The sequence below is a fragment of the Bacillus sp. RZ2MS9 genome (assembly GCF_001816185.2).
Taxonomy (GTDB): Bacteria; Bacillota; Bacilli; order Bacillales; family Bacillaceae_G; genus Bacillus_A; species Bacillus_A cereus.
The window spans coordinates 3,889,819-3,908,948 of sequence record NZ_CP049978.1 but is presented as its reverse complement, the minus strand read 5'-3'; the positions used below and the strand labels follow the sequence as shown (position 1 = coordinate 3,908,948).

Sequence of the window (19,130 nt, the reverse complement as noted above, 5' to 3'; positions counted from 1 at the left end):
AGATGATGAGAGCAGAAATTATGGAGTTTATAAAGGCTGATGAGGATTTATCTCGTTATATTAGAGAGCAACCGTACTGGTATAGAAAATTAACACGAAATCCTGAAGAAAAAGAGGCTTTTGAGTTAGCGGCGATGCAACATTTCAAAAAAACGATACCAGATAAAGTGGAAAAGTTTCAAAATCAATTGGCCGTTGCTTCGATCATGATTGATATGTTTCAGTATATGAAGCAACAAAACGCAACCTAATTGGAAGTGAAAAATATGTCCGTCATGCAGAACTTTTGTTACAATAGAAGTTGATTATTTAAAAAGGAGTTGCAGCATGACGGAAATTTGTTTAGTACGACATGGACAAACTGATTGGAATTTTCAAGAAATTATTCAGGGGCGAGAAGATATTCCGCTTAATGAAGTTGGTAAGAAGCAAGCGAGTCAAAGTGCAGCTGCTTTACAAGAAGAAACGTGGGATATCATTATAAGTAGCCCGTTAATTAGAGCGCAAGAAACGGCTAATGAAATCGCAACGGCAGTTGGATTACAATCGATTTTATTAGATGAGCGATTTGTTGAACGGAATTTTGGAGAAGCTTCAGGGAAGCCGGTTGCGGCTGTTAGAGAGTTGATTGCTGAGGGTAAAGTAGAAGGTATGGAGCGAGATGAAGAGATTGTAGCTCGTTGCTTTGCTGCTTTAGAAGATGTTGCGACAACTCATTTTGGCAAACGTATTATTATTGTTGCTCACTCACACGCGATAAAAGCGATTTTACATGCCATTGAACCAGATGAAATTACATTTAAGACACCATTAAAAAATGCGTGTATTAGTTATGTGAAACAAAATAGTGGAAAATGGGATGTTCTTAAATATAATATAGCGGAACATATTAATGTATAAGTGTGTACGGATATAGTGTAAAAATAGTTACGTTATATCTTTCTTTTGAGTAAGTCACTTCAATTAGTAGTTCTAATCTAAATGTGGTATGATGGATACTCGGAGGTGTCTCTCATGATTGTAGCGACGCTAGAAAGCGTATTAATATTAGATAAGGCAGAGCAGCTTGCAAAAGCGATTATCTGTTCAGATATAGCAGAAGATTATCGTAAGTATTATAGAGAATTACATGAAGATATGGAACTTCAGACGCTAATTCAGCAATTTACAGCGATGAAAGAACGGTATGAGGAAGTACAGCGTTTTGGAAAATACCATCCTGACTATACTACCGTGTCGATGAAAATGAGAGAATTAAAGCGTTCTGTGGACTTACATGATAAGGTTGCAGCTTTTAAAAGAGCAGAAACTGCTTTGCAGAAGTTATTAGACGAAGTTAGTGTAGCAATCGGTTCGGAAGTGTCTTCTTCCATTAAAGTGCCAACAGGAAATCCATTCTTTGATGCTGGTGGCTGTGGTGGAGGTTGTGGTACTGGCGGAGGTTGTGGTTGTAAAAAAACGGGGTGATGTACCCCGTTTTTTAGAAGTTGGAAGAAAACGTATACAGAGTTTGTCCTGTAATGTTATAAATTTCTGATTGGTTTTCATAGAATATAAAATATATGTTTTTAAAAGGAGAAGATGGAGAAGATTATGTTCGGGCAACGACAAAGTATGATTGTTTATTTACATTCATTGAAACATGCCAAGATTTTAAGGAAATATGGTAACATACATTACATATCAAAACGGTTAAAATATGCTGTAGTATATTGTGATATGGAACAAATTGAGCATATGATGCATAAGTTGAACAAACTTCCTTTTGTGAAAAAGATAGAACAGTCGTATCGCCCGTATTTAAAAACGGAATTTGAAAATTCCCGTCCTGATCGAGCAAAAGAATACGATTATAGCTAATAGAAAAAATCCCCTGCTAAATTTAGCGGGGGATTTTTCACTTGAAATAACGTGTTATTTCATCGGAGGAATGAAATTGTTCATTCGTAAAATACCAATTAAATGATTAAAAAATAGTTCTTTTTCTGGGAAAGTTGTAGATGGTTTTACAGTAAAGGTAGCCACTTTTTTCCCCAGTTGTTCTGCCGTTTCTTCAAATAAAATGACACGTTTACTTTTTTTATTTTCAAATACAGGAATGCCTTCACGACATATGTATAATGGTTGGAAATCACCAGTAGTAGTTGGTTTTAATATTACAACAAGCGAACACACTTTTTTATCGTTTTTTATCGTTTCAAATTGTAACATATGTGCTATACGTTCTTGATTTGTTTTGGCAATTTCAAGTAATTCATATAAATCAGAGTAGCCTTCTCCAAGTTCTATAAAGCGTTGAATCATATCTTTTCCTCCTCTTTCTTTTACTGTACCATTTCACTTTTTAAATGAAAAGCACACAAAGAAAAAAAACCCTGCATAGCAGGGCCCTTCTTATACTAGCATGTACTAGTAAGAAGGCAAAGGGAGAGGAGAAACCGGAGGAAGAACTTATGGGGAAACGTAAGTCTTCTCCGCGGTTGGCAACAACATCGAAGGTGATGTTGTTATAATTATTTATGTCCAATCTAAATGAAGATATACATAATGAAATTAAATTTTATGTTGGGCTTTTTATTTTTCTTTTTTTTATTTTGTGATAGGATAAAAAAGATAAAGTGGAACTAATATACATATTGGGTTCATATTAGTGAATGATGAGATGAATACATAAAAATAACGAGAGGTTATTTGAGGCCGAGTTTTTCTATAGTTAGGTGAATGTGGTTTGTTAACGGTTACCGAAGTGGGAATGGCTTTCTATAATCGCTCGATAGATTGAAATAAAGGTAGTGACAACAGATGAGAGTAGTTTCAGGAAAATGTAAAGGACACCCACTTAAAGCGGTTCCTGGTAATACAACACGTCCAACGACAGATAAAGTAAAAGAATCTATTTTTAATATGATAGGTCCTTATTTTGATGGTGGTATCGCCCTTGATTTATTTGGTGGTAGTGGTGGTCTTGGAATTGAGGCTTTGAGCAGAGGGATCGATAAAGCAATTTTTGTTGATCGGGATAGTAAAGCGATAAAAGTAATTCATCAAAATTTAGAAAGTTGTAGAGTACAGGAACAAGCTGAAGTATATCGAAATGATGCTGAACGTGCAGTAAAGGCGTTAATAAAACGTGAAATGTCATTCGATCTTATATTAATAGATCCTCCATATAAAGAGCAAAAAATTGTATCTTTAATTAGTGTAATGGATCAACATGGATTGCTACATAGTGATGGATTAATTATGGCAGAGCATGGTAATGATGTAGTTTTACCTAATTCAATAGGAAGGCTTGTAAAAGTACGAGCTGAGAATTATGGGATTACTGCAATATCGATTTATAAGTATGAAGGTGAGGGGACAGAATGACAAGTATAGCTATTTCTTCAGGAAGTTTTGATCCAATTACCCTTGGGCATCTGGATATTATTAAAAGGGGAGCAAAAGTATTTGATGAGGTGTACGTAGTCGTTTTAAACAATTCATCAAAAAAACCATTCTTTTCAGTTGAAGAGCGATTAGAACTAATTCGAGAAGCGACAAAGGATATCCCGAATGTAAAGGTAGATTCGCATAGTGGGCTATTAGTAGAGTATGCAAAAATGCGTAATGCAAATGCAATATTACGTGGTTTACGAGCAGTTTCTGATTTTGAATATGAGATGCAAATTACTTCTATGAATCGAAAATTAGATGAAAATATTGAAACATTTTTTATTATGACAAACAACCAATATTCATTTTTAAGCTCGAGTATTGTAAAAGAAGTTGCGAGGTATGGAGGAAGTGTAGTGGATCTTGTACCTCCTATTGTAGAGCGTGCTTTAAAAGAAAAGTTTCAAACCCCGTTAAAGTGAACGGGGTTTTTCTTTATACGTGCGCAAAAATAATAAAATAACATATAAGTATAGACAAAATAATGTAAAAATTGGTCCATAATGTATAAAAGATGTCCAAATTTCATGTAGTATAGAAGGATGCTCGGATAAAAATACAGGAATATCTTTTGGCATAGGTGAGAAAGAACTCACTTTCTCATAAAATGGTGTCCAAAATACAAATGTAAAAATAGGGGCAAGAATACTTTGAATAATTCGTGCGAAAAAATAGGGTTTAAATCGGATATCTGTTTCAGCTAATATGCTAGCAACTTGTGCCTGAATAGAAAGACCGCTAAATGCTAAAATGAAGCTTGTTACCATAGCTTGTTGTAAGAGCGGTGTTTCATTTATTTGACTAATCATTTGGCTTCCGAGTGTCATTTCGAAAATACCTGATAATATAGGTATACTAAAATCTGTACTTAGTTGGAAGAATGATAAAATATGTTGCATAATAAAAGAAAGAGCTGCTGTAATGTGGAATACAGTAATCATTTTATTTAACACAGAGAATAAAATAATAAATCCGCCAATCATAAGTAATGTTTGAATAGAAGAAACAATGGCATCCCCAAGTAATTTACCAATTGGTCTTTTTTCTTGTAAGCGTGTCTCGTGAAGAATTAAAAAAGGGTTTTGAAAGCGACGTTTTTTTGTAGTGTGTGTATTATTTTTGTAAGCGGTATTATCGCCGTAAAAACGCATAATTAATCCGACAGCAAAGTTACTGAAATAATGGGCAGCGGCTAATATAATTCCTAATTTCGGATTATTAAAAAAACCGATAGACACAGCACCGAAAATAAAAAGTGGATTAGAAGAATTTGTGAAAGAAACGAGGCGCTCTGCTTCAATCTGAGTTAAAAGATTGCTTTTTCGTAGTCTAGCGCTTAATTTTGCGCCTGCAGGGAAACCAGAAGCCATTCCCATCGCCCAAACAAATCCGCCTATCCCTGGAACGCGAAAAAGTGGGCGCATGAGTGGTTCTAATATAACGCCAATAAATTTTACAACACCGATACTAATTAGAAGTTCCGCAATGATGAAAAACGGTAGTAGTGAAGGGAATACAACTTCCCACCATATATTTAACCCGCGAATAGAAGCTTGCAAAGCGGCTTGGGGGTGGAGTACAAGAGAAAAGGTTAAAAATAGCGTTGATATGGTAAGGAAAGCGGTTTTCCATTTTTCATACATGTAAGTAAATCCCCCTTTGTCCCAAAAAACGTTCATTTCAGTATACGTGGATACGTAGTGAATTTAGACCATAAGTATGAAAAAGGAATGAAAAAAATTAAAGGGTGAGAAAAATGAAAGAACCAAAGATTGGTTTAGCACTTGGGTCTGGAGGAGCCAAAGGGTTTGCTCATATTGGTGTAATAAAGGTTTTAAGGGAAGCTGGTATCCCTATTCACATGATTGCAGGAAGTAGTATGGGGGCGCTAATAGGTACGTTTTATGCGGCAAGTAGTAACGTTGAAAGATTGTATAAATTGGCATCTGTTTTTAAGCGGAAGTATTATTTAGATTTCACGGTACCGAAAATGGGATTTATTGCTGGAAAACGTGTCAAAGATATGATTAAAATGTTTACATATAATAAAAATTTAGAAGAGTTAGATATCCCGACGGCTGTTGTGGCTACTGACATATTGAAGGGGGAAAAAGTGGTTTTTACAAGTGGGCCAGTTGCAGATGCGGTGAGGGCTAGCATATCTGTTCCTGGAGTGTTTGTACCAGAAAAAATAGATGGAAGATTATTAGTGGATGGTGGAGTCATTGATCGCATCCCAGTATCGGTTGTGAAAGAGTTAGGGGCCGATATTGTTATCGCTGTTGATGTATCTCCAATTAAGGTGAATGGCGATGTTACGTCCATTTATGACGTAATCATGCAAAGTATTGAAATTATGCAGCATGAGCTTGTAATGAATCGGCAAATTGCATCGGATTTAATGATGCGACCAGCTGTAGAGCAATTTAGTTCACGTGCTTTTACAAACATTGAAGACATTATTCGAGTTGGAGAAGTAGAAGCAGAAAAACATGTTTCAAATATTTATTTATTAATTGAGCAGTGGAAGGAGAAACATAATGTTTAAGCGTTTTCGGTTTATATATGCAATCTTAATAGGGGTTATATTGGCGATGTTACTTGTTTACGTACGTTTACCGTATTATATAACAAAACCAGGAATGGCTGCCAAATTAGAGCCTTATGTTCAAGTTGAGGGTGGAACGAAAGAATCTGGTGATTTTATGCTTGTTACGGTTTCAATGGGACCAGCAAATGTGGTGAATTTAATAGCGGCACAGTTTAATAAATATACACATATTTCGAAAGCGGAAGAAATATTGCAAAAAGGTGAGAGTGATGAAGAATATCAATTTCGCCAAAATTATGCGATGAAAGATTCGCAAAATGCAGCAATTTATAATGCATATAAACGTGCAAATCGCTCAGTATCTTTTGAAAATAAAGGTGTATTAGTTGCTGGTGTGGCAAAAGGAATGCCGTCAGAAGGAAAGCTTAAGCTTGGTGATGTTATTATAGCTGTTGACGGAAAAACATTTGAAAAGACGGAGCAATTTATTGAATATATGACAGGGAAAAAAGAAAACGATGCTGTAAGTATTGAGTACATGAGAAATGGAAAACAATTGAAAGAGAATTTAAATGTAAAGACGATTCCTAATGGGAATGGGCGTGTCGGCATAGGTGTTTCTATCGTTACGGAAAGAGAATTAGTGGTCGATCCGAAAGTGAAAATTAATTCTCATGAAATTGGTGGACCATCCGCAGGTTTAATGTTCACATTAGAAATATATAATCAACTTGTGGAAGAAGACTTAACGAAAGGACATGAAATAGCTGGAACAGGTACAATTAATGAAAAAGGAGAAGTGGGCCCAATTGGTGGTATAAATCAAAAAGTGGTGGCTGCTAGCGATGCCGGGGCTGAAGTGTTCTTTGCGCCAAATGAAAAAGGTGCGGAGAAATCGAACTATAAAGATGCACTTGAGACTGCAAAGGATATTAAAACAAAAATGAAAATTGTACCAGTAGATACGCTGGATGATGCGTTAACATATTTAGAAAAGATGGATAAGGAAAAAACCTCTCTGAAATAGAGAGGTTTTTTTATAGGAATTTTGTAGTTGTTTCATCATAGCGAACAGGATGGTGTGTTATATCCTGTTTTAATAGTTGTGTGCGTAACGGTTCGTGCATGATGGAGAAATATACAGAGTTTGCTTTTTTCTCTATATCTAAAGCGGCATGGTCGAATGTTTTTGTATGAGTAAGGATTGGAAGTTCGATTTTTTTCTTGTTTTTTGAAAGGTAAGTTTGTCCTTTTTGTGACATACCTAGCAGGCGAATATATGGTGCGTGTTGTTCTATATTTGCGCTACGTATTTCCTCTTTTGTTGTGTTTGTTAAAATGTGTGTACAAGCTCTTTGTAATCTAGTCCATGTATAACGTTTTGTTTTTAATGCTTCCATGAATGAATAGAAGGAGGAACTGTTTTGTATTTTTGATAAAATACGATGCTCTAAACCTTCTTCTATTTCATATATATGTCGTAAGTCCCCTGGAGACATCGTCATGAGTCTATATTTAAAAAATGAAAAGTATTGTTCCCAATTATGTAATATCCCGTAATTTTGTTTGTAATTTGCTAAAAGCGAAGTGGTTGCCTGTGGGAGAAAAGGTTCAATTGTTGTAAATGATCCTTCTTCGCTAAAGAGTTGTTTTCGGATGCTTGTCGCGCTTGCAATATGTTGGTCATTAAATGTTTCATCATGATAATGAGAGGCAAATCTTTTTATAGTTTGAGCTTGTATAGAGCTATTTTGTGACAGAATTGCTTTCATATATTGGAAGCCTAAAATATTATTTGGTTGTGACATATCTATGTTTTTTTCAGATGTTAAAATGTGTGAGAAAGCATCCGATGTTGCTTTTGCATAACTATTACCAGCGTCCATGAATTGTTTTACAAGGTAGTTAAAAGTCTCTTCTTCGTTTTTTTGTACGGAGATGGTATTATAAAAATTTTCGATTTGTCCATCCTCACTACCGAAACAAATTTCAGAAACACGTAGGGCATTTAAAATGGAAATAGCACCATTTGCGAAGGTTTCAGCCTTTTGTGTTGCAAAGATGTATGGAAGCTCTACAACAAGGTCTACGCCGTTTGCTAAGGCCATTTTAGTGCGATACCATTTGGAAATGAGTGCGGGCTCACCACGCTGTAAAAAAGGACCACTCATAACGGCAATTATTATATCAGATTGTGTTAACTTTTTTGTCTGTTGCACATGATAAAGATGACCGTTATGAAAAGGGTTATATTCAACAACAATACCACCAGCTTTTATGGTAATCTCTCCTTTCGATGTAGCATCTTTTTGAAAAACGTGATACTCTATATATTATTTACTATGATGACTTCATTATAGTGTAAAGAAAAAACATTGACAAATATAAAATGGCTAGCTATAATTTTGTTTGTTGCCTTGAGGTGATATGATATGAAATGGTCCATCCATCAATTGAATAAATTGAGAAATAAAGGATTGACATTGGATGAGATGGTAGATGTAAGTGAGCTAAAAGAGGTCGAGAAAGATATTCGTGAAATTAATCCTGTTCATGTAACGGGAAGAGTTGATTTTGGCTCCGGTAAGTTTACGTTTCATCTACATATAACTGGAAGCATGGTTTTACCATGTTCTCGCTCTTTAGTAGATGTGACATTACCATTTGACATTAAAACAACTGAGGTGTTCCAAACTTCACAAGAAGAATTTGAAACTGAAGCTGAAATTCATTCTTTAGAAGGAGAAGTACTTGACTTACTGCCCGTAATCAAGGAAAATATACTTTTGGAGATTCCAATGCAAATTTTCAGTGATGATGTTTCTGGTGGAGCACCGACGCAAGGTCAAGACTGGCAAGTGATTTCGGAAGAAGACAAAGAAAAGACTGTTGATCCAAGATTGGCAGGACTTGCAAAGTTTTTTGACAAATAATCGGAAGACTGGTTCAGGCCTTCATATGAAAATAACTATTTCTTTTAAGGAGGTGGGAAGAATGGCTGTACCTTTTAGAAGAACTTCTAAAACAGTAAAAAGAAAGCGTCGTACGCATTTCAAATTATCAGTACCTGGTATGGTAGAGTGCCCAAGCTGTGGTGAAGCGAAATTAGCTCACCGTGTATGTAAAGCATGCGGTACTTACAAAGGTAAAGAAGTAATCAGCAAGTAATTGCGGGAAAATAAACGCAGAAGATATCTTCTGCGTTTATTTTTTTTGTCTTAATCTTTAGTTGTTGTATTCTATCTTTTCTAGTAACTGCATATGCTTAATAAAAAATGCATAGGGAGGACTAGAGAGATGGCGACAACAAGACAAGATGCTTGGACTGATGATGAAGATTTGCTTCTGGCAGAAGTAGTACTCCGGCATATTCGAGAAGGTGGAACACAACTTTCTGCCTTTAAGGAAGTGGGGAAAAATTTATCTCGTACACCAGCAGCATGTGGGTTTAGATGGAATTCTTACGTAAGAAAGCAATATAAAGAACGTATTGAGGAAGCAAAGCAACTTCGTAAAGTAGAAAATTATGAAGTGAAAGAGACAAAGGTGTTAGAACCTACGTCAATTACGTTGAATGATGTTATTGATTTCTTGCAAAATTATAAAGATGAAAACTCTTTAACGGTGTTGCAACAACAAGTTGAATCATTACAAACAGAAAGAGAGCGTCTTCTGGAGCGATTATCAGTATATGAAGAAGAGTATAGAACACTACTTGATTATATCGATCAAAAAAGAAGTGTAATGGTAGCGGAAAGAAACAATGCTCGCTCGAATGAGAAGTTAGAGAAGCTTAAGAAATAAAAAACAGCTGTTATACAGCTGTTTTTTTATTTCTTAAGCCGATTCTTCGTTTGTAACCGCATTCAAATTTGCTTCTGGATGCCAAATATAAAAATCTCCATCAGTTACTGATACGGGGTTGAAATTTAATTTATCCCAAAAACCAGCTGAATGAATACGTGCTATCGTTTTAATAGGAAATTGCATTTGTTTCGCATGATTTACAAGCATTTGCCCGAATCCTTGTTTTTGAAAAGTTGGTAATACTTCAAGTTTATAAAGTTCTAGGTAGGGACCTGTAATTTCGAATGGTTCTCCGCCGTTTCTTTTCATATATAGACTCATACGTGCGATTAGTGATCCGCCATAATAAATACCGTAAAATGGAGATTCACTGTCGTTTTCAATAATGTTTGCTTGTAATTCTTCCAGCATAGATAGTTCCTGGGCTCCGCACCCTTTAAATTTTTTGAATTCATCTAACGTTTTATAATTGATGAGCAAGCGCTCAACTTTTGGGAATCCCATTACATCACATCCTTTTCTTGTCTCGTTGAATGCAGAAAAGTAAAAATATTTATAATAATAGTATAACTCATTTTTTTATTTTTATGAAGAAGATAGTATATTTCTTTTTTTATTTTTTTGAGGATTTGCTAAACTAAGAGTAGAAGCGTATTAATAGGTGGTACATACATAGTGAAAAATGAGAGTATATTTGTTGGGCAGAGGACAGCGGAATTATAGGGCGTGCTCAGGTGCTTTAAAAAGATATAAAGGGGGGAAGGCAAGGGCACTTAGTGTGAATTCCTTGTGTGAAAATGAAAATTGGAATTGTCGGACCAGGTGCTATTGGTCTATTGTATACATTTTATTTACAAAAAAATAACCAAGATGTTACGTTGTTTACAAGAACAGCTAAGCAAGCTGAAGAATTAAATGAAACAGGTGTAACTTGTATTAGAGATGGAAGATGTGAAACAGTATATCCATCTGTTTTACCGATAGAAAGTATGGTAGCGCAAAATTTAGATTATATATTTATTGCTGTGAAGCAATATCATATAGATGACGTACTACCGTTTGTGGAAGGGGCATCATCATTAATCTTTTTGCAAAACGGAATGTCGCATCTTCAAAAGATGCTGAACATAGGGAGTAAAAATATAGCTGTTGGTATTGTAGAACATGGTGCGAAAAAAGAGGGAGGGCATATCGTTCATCATACTGGGATAGGGGTAACAAAATTTGGAGTGGTTTGTGGTCAATCTATACATTTTAAAAAAATATTCAATTATTTTCCTGTTGCTTATTTTCCAGTTCAAATAGAAACGGATTGGGAAGAGATTATGCATAAAAAATTAGTAGTAAATGTATGTATCAATCCGTTGACAGCACTATTGGGAGTTAAGAATGGTGAATTAATCACGAATCGTTTTTTTTATCAAATGATGGAGCAAGTGTTTCAGGAGGCAGCATTTCTTATTAGAGGAGAAAAAGAAATGGTATGGCAAATGGTACGAAATGTGTGTGAAGGAACGTCTCGTAATACATCTTCTATGCTAGCGGATGTAAGAGCGAGTAGAAAGACGGAAATTAATGCGATTGTTGGATATGTATTAGAAGAAGCTAAGAAACAGCAACGACCAGTTCCGACACTTCAATTTTTGTTCGATGCAATAAAAGGTTTAGAAACAAGAGTATAAGTGTTATTCTTTGCTTTTACGTGAAACATTGACTACAATGTGGATTGGTGAGAGAACTGGATACGAAAGGAAGAATTATATGGAGATAAAAGAAATCTCTGTTCCGCAACAAGGTATTGTAGCGGACTATATGAACGGTAAAAAAGAGATACAGTCATGTTTTGATTATATGTTAACAGAAGATGCTTTTAAACAACGTTTACATGATTTGCGTGAAAGGGAGTTTTTCCGCCAAGATTTAGTAGCGCATTTATTAGAATATAATACAAAATTACAAGCGGGAGAATCTACACTTCAAAATGTAAAAGCGCTTGGAGATGAAAATACATATGTTGTTATAGCTGGACAACAAGCGGGGTTATTAACTGGACCGCTTTATACAATTCATAAAGTTATTTCAATTTTACAGCTTGCAAAGGAAAAGGAAGAAAGTTTAGGAGTTAAAGTTGTCCCTGTCTTCTGGATTGCGGGTGAAGACCATGATATGGATGAGATTAATCATACTTTTGTAGCGAAAAATAAAAAGATGAAAAAAACTATTTTTTATGACCGTAATCCGAAAAAGGCAAGTGCTTCTGAGTCTGAACTTTCTGTTGAAGATTGTAGAAATTGGATTGAAGAGATTTTTAAAACATACCCAGAAACAAATTTTACAAAAGATGTATTAAAATTTGTTGATGATGCTTTGAAAAAATCGAATACGTATGTAGATTTCTTTGCTCATCTTATTACGAAAATCTTTGCTAATTCTGGTTTAATCCTTGTTGATTCACATCATCCTGAATTAAGAAAGTTAGAAATTCCATTTTTCAAGCGAATTATAAGTAAGTATAAAGAGGTACAAGAGGGCCTTCGTAATCAGCAGGAAGTAATTAAAGAACTAGGATACAAACCGATTATTGAAACGAAGTCTCATGCAGTGCATATATTCATGGAAATAGATAATGAACGAGTATTGCTTGAAGAGCATCAAGGTAAGTTTGTTGGAAAGGATGGGGCGCATTCCTTTTCATACGAAGAGTTGATTGAAGAGATGGAGAGAAATCCGGCACGTTTTAGTAATAATGTTGTAACACGTCCTCTTATGCAAGAGTATGTATTTCCTACGCTCGCATTTATTGGAGGTCCAGGGGAATTAGCTTATTGGAGTGAATTACAACAAGTATTCCATACTGTCGGTTTTCAAATGCCACCTGTCGTTCCTCGTCTTACAATTACTTATGTGGAGAGAGATATAGCGACAGATTTATTCGATCTGCAATTGAGAGAAATTGATCCGTTTTTAAATGATGTCGATAAACTGCGTGAAAACTGGTTGTCTAATCAAATAGAGGAACCGATTGATGATCATTTTGAAAAGGCGAAAAAAGAAATTGCCGATATTCATACATCTTTACAGCAATTTGTAAAGAAAATAGAGCCAGGGTTAGGTGCGTTTGCAGGGAAAAACGAATTGAAAATTAATGAACAAATTGAACTGTTGGAAAGAATGTTGAAAAGAAATGTTGAGAAAAAGTATGAGGTTCAGCTAAATAAATTCCGCCGTATACAATTCGCACTTCGTCCATTAGGTGCGCCGCAAGAACGTGTGTGGAATGTATGTTATTATTTAAATCAGTTTGGTTTGGATTTCGTTGATCGTGTAATGGAAAACCCTTTTTCTTGGGACGGAAAACATCATGTTATAAAACTATAAAATCTTGCTCTTTGGAGCAGGATTTTATTTTTATCCCGTTGAATTTACTGTGAAGTGATTTTTTTCTGAATTATCAATCAAAAAATGTTAGATATGGCAATTGTGTTGGATACTTAAATATATGACAAAATAGCACAAAATGTAAACGTATTATTCGCTTTTTCGACAGTTTTTTATTTAAATTCCCGCAAAAGATGATAAAATTTAGTATATAATAAAAGAAAATAGCGATTTGTATAGTATGTTGCCTTTGTTGGTAAGTTAAATGAGTCGTTCTTTCGTATTATTTCATTCTCTAAGCGTGAAATATGTGTTTAGAGGAAGGGATACATTCAACATAATTAATTGGAAAAAGAGTAGGTGCAACAATGTTTAAACACGTAACAGTGCTTTTAAAGGAAACAGTAGACGGCTTAGATATAAAGCCAGATGGTACATATGTAGATTGTACACTGGGGGGAGGAGGACATAGTTCTTATTTATTATCCCAATTAACTGAAGGTGGAAAATTAATAGCGTTTGATCAAGATGAGATAGCGATTCAAAACGCGAAAGAAAAGTTCTCTTCATACGGTGAACAGTTTATAACAGTAAAGAGTAACTTCCGTTATTTAGCTGAAAAACTGCAGGAAATAGGTATAACAGAAGTAGATGGTATTTTATTTGATTTAGGTGTTTCATCCCCACAATTAGATACACCAGAACGAGGCTTTAGTTATCATCATGATGCACCGCTAGATATGCGGATGGATCAAGATGCCCCATTAACAGCGTATGATGTTGTAAATAGCTGGTCATATGAACAACTTGTAAGGATTTTCTTCCAATACGGTGAAGAGAAATTTTCAAAACAAATTGCAAGAAAAATTGAAGCTTATCGTGAGAATAAAGCTATTGAAACGACAGGAGAATTAGTAGAGCTAATTAAAGAAGGTATTCCGGCTCCAGCTCGTAGAACGGGTGGGCATCCTGCTAAGCGAGTGTTCCAGGCAATTCGTATAGCTGTAAATGATGAATTAAAAGTATTTGAAGAAGCATTGGAATCTGCTATTGAGATGGTTAAGCCAGGTGGAAGAGTTAGTGTTATAACATTCCATTCATTAGAAGATCGTATTTGTAAAACAACGTTTAAGCGAAATAGTACAACGCCACAATTGCCGCCAGGATTACCGATTATTCCTGATGAATTTAAGCCGAAATTAAAGCTTATTACAAGAAAACCGATTTTACCTTCTGATATAGAGCTAGAAGAAAATAATCGTGCGCGTTCTGCGAAGTTGAGAATCGCTGAAAAACGATAAAAGGGAGAGAGAGGTATGACTAATTTAGCTGTAAAGTACAAACAACAAGCGCAAGAAGAGGTGCAAATTCAAACGCCCCCACAGCAGATGGCTAAGCCGAAGGTTAAAGCGAAAATTACAAGAATCGAAAAACTGTTGTATGTAGCGTTTATTGGCTTTTTATTGTATGCCTGTGTCGCGTTTATTGGAAATAAAGCAGGCCTTTATCAAGTTAATGTAGAAGCAGCGACGATAGAAGAAAAAATTGTACAGCAGCAAAAAGAAAATCAAGAATTACAAGCTGAAGTAGAGAAGTTAAGTCGCTATGAACGAATCGCTGAAGTTGCAAAAAAACACGGGCTAGAAATTAATGCGAATAATGTGAAAGGCCTCAAATAAGGCAATAGGTGTGAAGGAACGATGAAGAAGAATATGACTAAATTTCATACCAATAAGGGAGCAGGTTATTTTATGATATTTTTCCTCCTGCTCTTTTTGCTGTTATTAGCCCGATTTTTTTACATACAATCAACAGGAACAGTTCATAATCAGGATTTAGATGCACTTGCTAAACAAAAGCATAGTAAAAAAGGAGTTCTTGAAGCGAACAGAGGAACCATTTATGATCAAAACGGTCATGTGTTAGCGCAAGACGCAAACTCTTACAAAATGGTAGCTGCACTAAAAGGTGCTAACTCAGTTGAGAATAAAGAAGATACTGCAAAGAAAATTGCAGGAGTACTTGGAAAAGGCGAAGAGGATATTTTAGCTTCTTTAAATAAGGAAGGTAGAAGTCAAGTCGAATTTGGAACGTTAGGCAAGGATTTGACGAAAGAAAAGAAGGAACAAATAGAAGCGTTGAAGTTGCCGGGGATATCTTTTATTACAGAAAATGCAAGGGTGTATCCAAACGGTGATTTTGCATCTTACGTTATAGGTCATGCAAAACCAAATGAGAATGGAACCTCGGTAGGTCAATTTGGCATAGAGAAAAGCTTGGATAAATACTTAAGTGCCTCGAACGGAGAAGTAGCATATACAGGTGATCGTAAAGGTGTGTCCCTTGATGGGGGAAAAGTTAATGTAAAGGCACCTAAAAATGGAGATAACGCTTATTTAACAATCGATCAACGTGTCCAAAGTTATTTAGAAGACGCGATGAAAGCAGCAAGTAAGCAATATGAGCCAGAAAGTTTAATAGGGATTGTTGCAGATCCGAAAACTGGGAAAATATTAGCGATGTCTACTAAACCTAGTTATGACCCTAATGATCGTCAAATTAAATATTTCTTCAATGACGCGATTGCCAATGCATTTGAACCTGGATCAACAATGAAAATTTTCACGTTAGCGGCAGCTATTAATGAAGGTGTGTACAAAGGCCAAGATTATTATCAGTCCGGGACATATCAAGTCGGAAATAGGAAAATAAAAGATCATAACGGTGGTGCTGGTTGGGGCTCTATCACGTTTGATGAAGGGGTAGAGCGTTCTTCAAACGTAGCGTTTGCAATTTTAGGAGATCAAAAACTTGGTCCAGAACGTTTCCGAAAATATATTCATAGTTTTGGATTAGATGAAAAAACGAACATTGATTTATCAGGTGAAGGATCGAATACAATTTTATTTGATCAGCAAATACAACAAGTGACAACAGCTTTTGGACAAGGTTCCACTGTAACACCAATTCAGCTTGTACAAGCTGCAACGGCCATTGCAAATGATGGGAAAATGATGAAACCTTATGCAATTGATAAAATTGTAGATCCGATAACAGACAAAGTAAAATTAGAACATAAGCCAGAAGAAGTAGGAAAACCTGTTACAAAGGAAACAGCAGCGCAAGTAAGACAATTATTAGAACGTGTTGTTACATCTCCGAAAGGTACAGGGACAGCTTATAAAATTGATGGATATTCAGTTGGTGGTAAAACAGGTACAGCGCAAATTCCGGATGGAAAAGGCGGCTATATGACAGGGAGACAGAATTATATATTCTCATTCTTAGGTATGGCACCAATGGACGATCCACAACTTGTTGTGTATGTAGCTGTTAAACAGCCTAAATTAAAAGATGATGAGAACGGTGCACAACCGTTAGCTGATATTTTTAAATATGTAACAAAAAATAGTTTAGAGTATTTAAAGATTAAGCCAAATGAAGTGAAAGATCCGAAAAAACATCTGAAAGAACAACAAACTACTGTTCCGGATGTAAATGGTAAAACGATGGCTGAAGCGGGGAAAGCGATTGATAAAGCAAAACTTCGTCCAATCGTACTAGGTGAAGGGAAAGTACAGCAACAAGTACCAAAAGCGACTGAACAAACATTAAAAGGCGACCGAGTCTTCTTGGTAGGAGATAAGCCTACAATGCCAAATATACAAGGATGGGCACTGCGTGATGTTATGAATTTAGCGAAGACATTACAGCTTAACTTGAAACCTTCTGGTACAGGATACGTAACAGAACAAAGTGTGGCGGAAGGAACATTATTACAACCTGGTACAGAATTAGGTGTCACACTCGTACCGCCACTCGAACCACAGCAAGAAGCAGAAAAGCCGTAATGGTAAAAGAGAATAAGTTCTAATTAAATAAGTACAAGCATATATTGGAACAAGCTAGGCGTAAGGGAGGCTTGTTCCAATATGCGTGTATCAAATGTAACAGTTAGAAAACGACTTATTTTTATACTTATATCAGGTATACTTATTTTCACGATTATCGATATTCGTCTTGGATATGTGCAATTTTTTCTTGGGAATATGTTAACGGATCGTGCGAAAGATTCATGGAGTCGTAATATTACTTTTGAACCCGAACGTGGGAAAATTTTAGACCGAAATGGTGTGGAACTTGCCACGAATAAAAGTGCTCCAACTGTCTTTGTTGTACCGAGGCAAATTGAAAAACCAGCGGAGACTGCAGAGAAGTTAGCTGCAGTATTAGGTGTGGAAAAAGATGAGATTTATAAAAGGATTACAAAAAAAGAATCGATTGTAAGGTTAGATAAAGGCGGAAGGAAAATATCACATGACAAAGCGAAAGAAGTACGAGGATTAAGTCTGAAGGGCGTGTATATCGCAGAGGATTCTATCCGGTACTATCCATTTGGAAACTTTTTATCACATGTATTAGGTTTTGCAGGTAGCGATAACCAAGGTCTTATGGGACTAGAAAAATATTATGATAAAGAGCTAAATGGGGACAAAGGTCATGTACGTTTTTTTGCAGATGCGAAAGGACAAAGGATGCCTAATGTTGGTGATGATTTCAAAAAGCCAGAAGCCGGTTTAAATTTAGGATTAACAATCGATGCGCGTATTACAAGGATTATGGAAAGAGAAATGAATATTGCGGAGTCAACTTATAATCCTGACGGTATGATTGCGATTGCAATGAACCCTAAAAATGGTGAAGTTTTAGGGATGTCTAGTCGACCGAGTTTTGACCCAGCGGATTTTCAAAGTGTCTCTCCAGAAGTGTATAACAGAAATCTACCTGTATGGAGTACGTATGAGCCTGGTTCAACATTTAAGATCATTACATTAGCTGCAGCATTGAATGAAAATTTAGTAGACTTAGAGAAGGATACGTTTTATGATGATGGAGCAGCTGAAGTAGGTGGAGCTAGATTGAAATGCTGGAAAGCAGGGGGTCATGGCAGTCAAACGTTTTTAGAAGTCGTTCAAAACTCATGTAACCCGGGATTTATTGAACTTGGTGATCGCCTTGGTAAAGACCGATTATTTAAATACATTCGTAATTTTGGTTTTGGGCAGAAGACTGGAATTGACTTGCAAGGTGAAGGCAGTGGGATTTTATTTAATTTAGATAAAGTTGGTCCAGTAGAGCAAGCAACAACTTCATTCGGCCAAGGAGTTTCTGTTACGCCGATTCAACAAGTAGCAGCTGTAGCGGCGGCTGTAAATGGTGGAACATTGTATCAGCCGTATATAGCTAAGGAGTTTATTGATCCGAAAAATAATCAAGTTGTTAGTAAAAAGACACCTGTTGAGAAAAGAAAAGTTATTTCCAAGGAAACTTCAGAAAAAGTTCGTTATGCATTAGAGAATGTTGTAGCGAAAGGTTCTGGTAAAGGTGCTTATATTGATGGATATCGCGTAGGTGGAAAAACGGGTACTGCTCAAAAGGTGAAGGATGGTAAATATTTAGAGAATAATTATATAGTATCTTTTATCGGATTTGCTCCAGCGGATGATCCAGAGATTGTTGTGTATGTAGCTGTTGATAATCCAAAAGGGGTTACACAGTTTGGTGGAGTGGTAGCAGCTCCGATTGTCGGGAATATCCTTCGAGATGCGCTTCCTGTTATGGGAGTGAAACCGAGAAAAGAACAAGTTGAGAAAGAATATAAATGGGGCGATACACCAACTGTGGAAGTTCCGAATTTAATTGGAATGAAAAAGAAAGACTTACAAACACAACTCGTCGATTTGAAGCTTGATATAAGTGGAGATGGAGAGAAAGTAATTAAACAATCACCAGAAGCGGGAGCTAAAGTAAAAGAAGGCTCAAAAATTAGAATTTACTTCGGGAATTAAAGGTAACATAGTACGTTTTATGGTACAATTGGTGGAAGTGAGTTCTTTATAGAACAGTTACTTAATTTGAGACAGTAAGTGTCTCATTCATAAATAGGTCAGTAGCACTT

General features: G+C 35.9%; 21 protein-coding genes. 17 read left to right on the top strand and 4 right to left on the bottom strand.

Features of this window, described 5'->3' with window-relative positions; translation table 11 throughout:
* Window positions 1–5: 5 nt before the first annotated feature.
* The 4 genes from BHV55_RS19725 (at window position 6) to BHV55_RS19710 (ending at window position 1,860) form a co-directional block, all read left to right on the top strand.
* On the top strand, window positions 6–251 hold the full coding sequence (locus BHV55_RS19725) for a YlbE-like family protein (protein ID WP_001200990.1): 246 nt from the start codon (window positions 6–8) through the stop codon (window positions 249–251).
* Window positions 252–327: 76 nt separating this feature from the next.
* The gene (locus BHV55_RS19720) at window positions 328–900 is read left to right on the top strand and encodes a histidine phosphatase family protein (RefSeq protein ID WP_000134947.1); all 573 of its coding nucleotides are present in this window, start codon (window positions 328–330) and stop codon (window positions 898–900) included.
* Between the two features lie 114 nt (window positions 901–1,014).
* The gene (locus BHV55_RS19715; protein WP_000634366.1) at window positions 1,015–1,467 is read left to right on the top strand and encodes a YlbF/YmcA family competence regulator; all 453 of its coding nucleotides are present in this window, start codon (window positions 1,015–1,017) and stop codon (window positions 1,465–1,467) included.
* Window positions 1,468–1,593: 126 nt separating this feature from the next.
* On the top strand, window positions 1,594–1,860 hold the full coding sequence (locus BHV55_RS19710) for a YlbG family protein (protein ID WP_002082261.1): 267 nt from the start codon (window positions 1,594–1,596) through the stop codon (window positions 1,858–1,860).
* Window positions 1,861–1,914: 54 nt separating this feature from the next.
* Here the strand turns inward: BHV55_RS19710 and BHV55_RS19705 are convergent, their stop codons facing one another.
* A complete protein-coding gene (locus tag BHV55_RS19705; protein ID WP_000616017.1) occupies window positions 1,915–2,304 on the bottom strand; it encodes a DUF7147 family protein in 390 nt (129 codons plus the stop codon).
* A gap of 498 nt (window positions 2,305–2,802) precedes the next feature.
* Between BHV55_RS19705 and rsmD the strand changes: the two genes are divergently transcribed.
* Window positions 2,803–3,369, top strand: a complete 567-nt coding sequence (gene rsmD, locus BHV55_RS19700; protein ID WP_001266979.1) for a 16S rRNA (guanine(966)-N(2))-methyltransferase RsmD — start codon at window positions 2,803–2,805, stop codon at window positions 3,367–3,369.
* Window positions 3,366–3,857, top strand: coding sequence for a pantetheine-phosphate adenylyltransferase (gene coaD, locus BHV55_RS19695; RefSeq protein ID WP_000200601.1), 492 nt, complete (start codon window positions 3,366–3,368; stop codon window positions 3,855–3,857). The genes rsmD and coaD overlap by 4 nt, the downstream gene beginning before the upstream one ends.
* Here coaD and ylbJ read toward each other — a convergent pair.
* On the bottom strand, window positions 3,849–5,078 hold the full coding sequence (gene ylbJ, locus BHV55_RS19690) for a sporulation integral membrane protein YlbJ (RefSeq protein ID WP_000273083.1): 1,230 nt from the start codon (window positions 5,076–5,078) through the stop codon (window positions 3,849–3,851). The two genes, coaD and ylbJ, sit on opposite strands and share 9 nt — an antisense overlap.
* Window positions 5,079–5,191: 113 nt before the next feature.
* Between ylbJ and BHV55_RS19685 the strand changes: the two genes are divergently transcribed.
* The gene (locus BHV55_RS19685) at window positions 5,192–5,983 is read left to right on the top strand and encodes a patatin-like phospholipase family protein (RefSeq protein ID WP_000662590.1); all 792 of its coding nucleotides are present in this window, start codon (window positions 5,192–5,194) and stop codon (window positions 5,981–5,983) included.
* The gene (locus BHV55_RS19680) at window positions 5,976–7,013 is read left to right on the top strand and encodes a SepM family pheromone-processing serine protease (RefSeq protein WP_000476280.1); all 1,038 of its coding nucleotides are present in this window, start codon (window positions 5,976–5,978) and stop codon (window positions 7,011–7,013) included. Before BHV55_RS19685 ends, BHV55_RS19680 begins: the two co-directional genes overlap by 8 nt.
* Before the next feature lie 10 nt (window positions 7,014–7,023).
* Here the strand turns inward: BHV55_RS19680 and BHV55_RS19675 are convergent, their stop codons facing one another.
* Entirely contained in the window at window positions 7,024–8,205 is a 1,182-nt protein-coding gene (locus BHV55_RS19675; protein ID WP_002103536.1) for a nucleotidyltransferase, read from the bottom strand.
* A 213-nt stretch (window positions 8,206–8,418) separates the two neighbouring features.
* On the opposite strand from BHV55_RS19675, the gene BHV55_RS19670 reads away from it, so the two are divergent.
* The 3 genes from BHV55_RS19670 to BHV55_RS19660 all read left to right on the top strand — a co-directional run bounded on the left by BHV55_RS19670 (window position 8,419) and on the right by BHV55_RS19660 (window position 9,790).
* Window positions 8,419–8,919, top strand: coding sequence for a YceD family protein (locus BHV55_RS19670; RefSeq protein WP_000872149.1), 501 nt, complete (start codon window positions 8,419–8,421; stop codon window positions 8,917–8,919).
* 61 nt (window positions 8,920–8,980) lie between these two features.
* Window positions 8,981–9,154 carry a 50S ribosomal protein L32 gene (gene rpmF, locus BHV55_RS19665; RefSeq protein WP_001984764.1) on the top strand — a complete coding sequence of 58 codons (174 nt, stop codon included), beginning with the start codon at window positions 8,981–8,983 and terminating at the stop codon, window positions 9,152–9,154.
* 129 nt (window positions 9,155–9,283) lie between these two features.
* Window positions 9,284–9,790 carry an RsfA family transcriptional regulator gene (locus tag BHV55_RS19660; protein WP_000246468.1) on the top strand — a complete coding sequence of 169 codons (507 nt, stop codon included), beginning with the start codon at window positions 9,284–9,286 and terminating at the stop codon, window positions 9,788–9,790.
* 33 nt (window positions 9,791–9,823) lie between these two features.
* Here BHV55_RS19660 and BHV55_RS19655 read toward each other — a convergent pair whose 3' ends face one another.
* Window positions 9,824–10,297, bottom strand: coding sequence for an N-acetyltransferase (locus BHV55_RS19655; RefSeq protein ID WP_000506692.1), 474 nt, complete (start codon window positions 10,295–10,297; stop codon window positions 9,824–9,826).
* 293 nt (window positions 10,298–10,590) lie between these two features.
* Between BHV55_RS19655 and panE the strand changes: the two genes are divergently transcribed.
* The 6 genes from panE (at window position 10,591) to BHV55_RS19625 (ending at window position 19,020) form a co-directional block, all read left to right on the top strand.
* Window positions 10,591–11,475, top strand: coding sequence for a 2-dehydropantoate 2-reductase (gene panE, locus BHV55_RS19650; RefSeq protein ID WP_002101275.1), 885 nt, complete (start codon window positions 10,591–10,593; stop codon window positions 11,473–11,475).
* Between the two features lie 79 nt (window positions 11,476–11,554).
* A complete protein-coding gene (bshC, locus tag BHV55_RS19645; RefSeq protein WP_000403027.1) occupies window positions 11,555–13,171 on the top strand; it encodes a bacillithiol biosynthesis cysteine-adding enzyme BshC in 1,617 nt (538 codons plus the stop codon).
* A gap of 368 nt (window positions 13,172–13,539) precedes the next feature.
* On the top strand, window positions 13,540–14,472 hold the full coding sequence (rsmH, locus tag BHV55_RS19640) for a 16S rRNA (cytosine(1402)-N(4))-methyltransferase RsmH (protein WP_000472508.1): 933 nt from the start codon (window positions 13,540–13,542) through the stop codon (window positions 14,470–14,472).
* 15 nt (window positions 14,473–14,487) lie between these two features.
* Window positions 14,488–14,850 carry a cell division protein FtsL gene (gene ftsL / locus BHV55_RS19635; protein ID WP_000182804.1) on the top strand — a complete coding sequence of 121 codons (363 nt, stop codon included), beginning with the start codon at window positions 14,488–14,490 and terminating at the stop codon, window positions 14,848–14,850.
* A 21-nt stretch (window positions 14,851–14,871) separates the two neighbouring features.
* Window positions 14,872–17,022, top strand: a complete 2,151-nt coding sequence (locus BHV55_RS19630) for a penicillin-binding protein (RefSeq protein WP_000739958.1) — start codon at window positions 14,872–14,874, stop codon at window positions 17,020–17,022.
* An 81-nt stretch (window positions 17,023–17,103) separates the two neighbouring features.
* Window positions 17,104–19,020 carry a stage V sporulation protein D gene (locus BHV55_RS19625; protein WP_001266237.1) on the top strand — a complete coding sequence of 639 codons (1,917 nt, stop codon included), beginning with the start codon at window positions 17,104–17,106 and terminating at the stop codon, window positions 19,018–19,020.
* Window positions 19,021–19,130 lie beyond the last annotated feature (110 nt).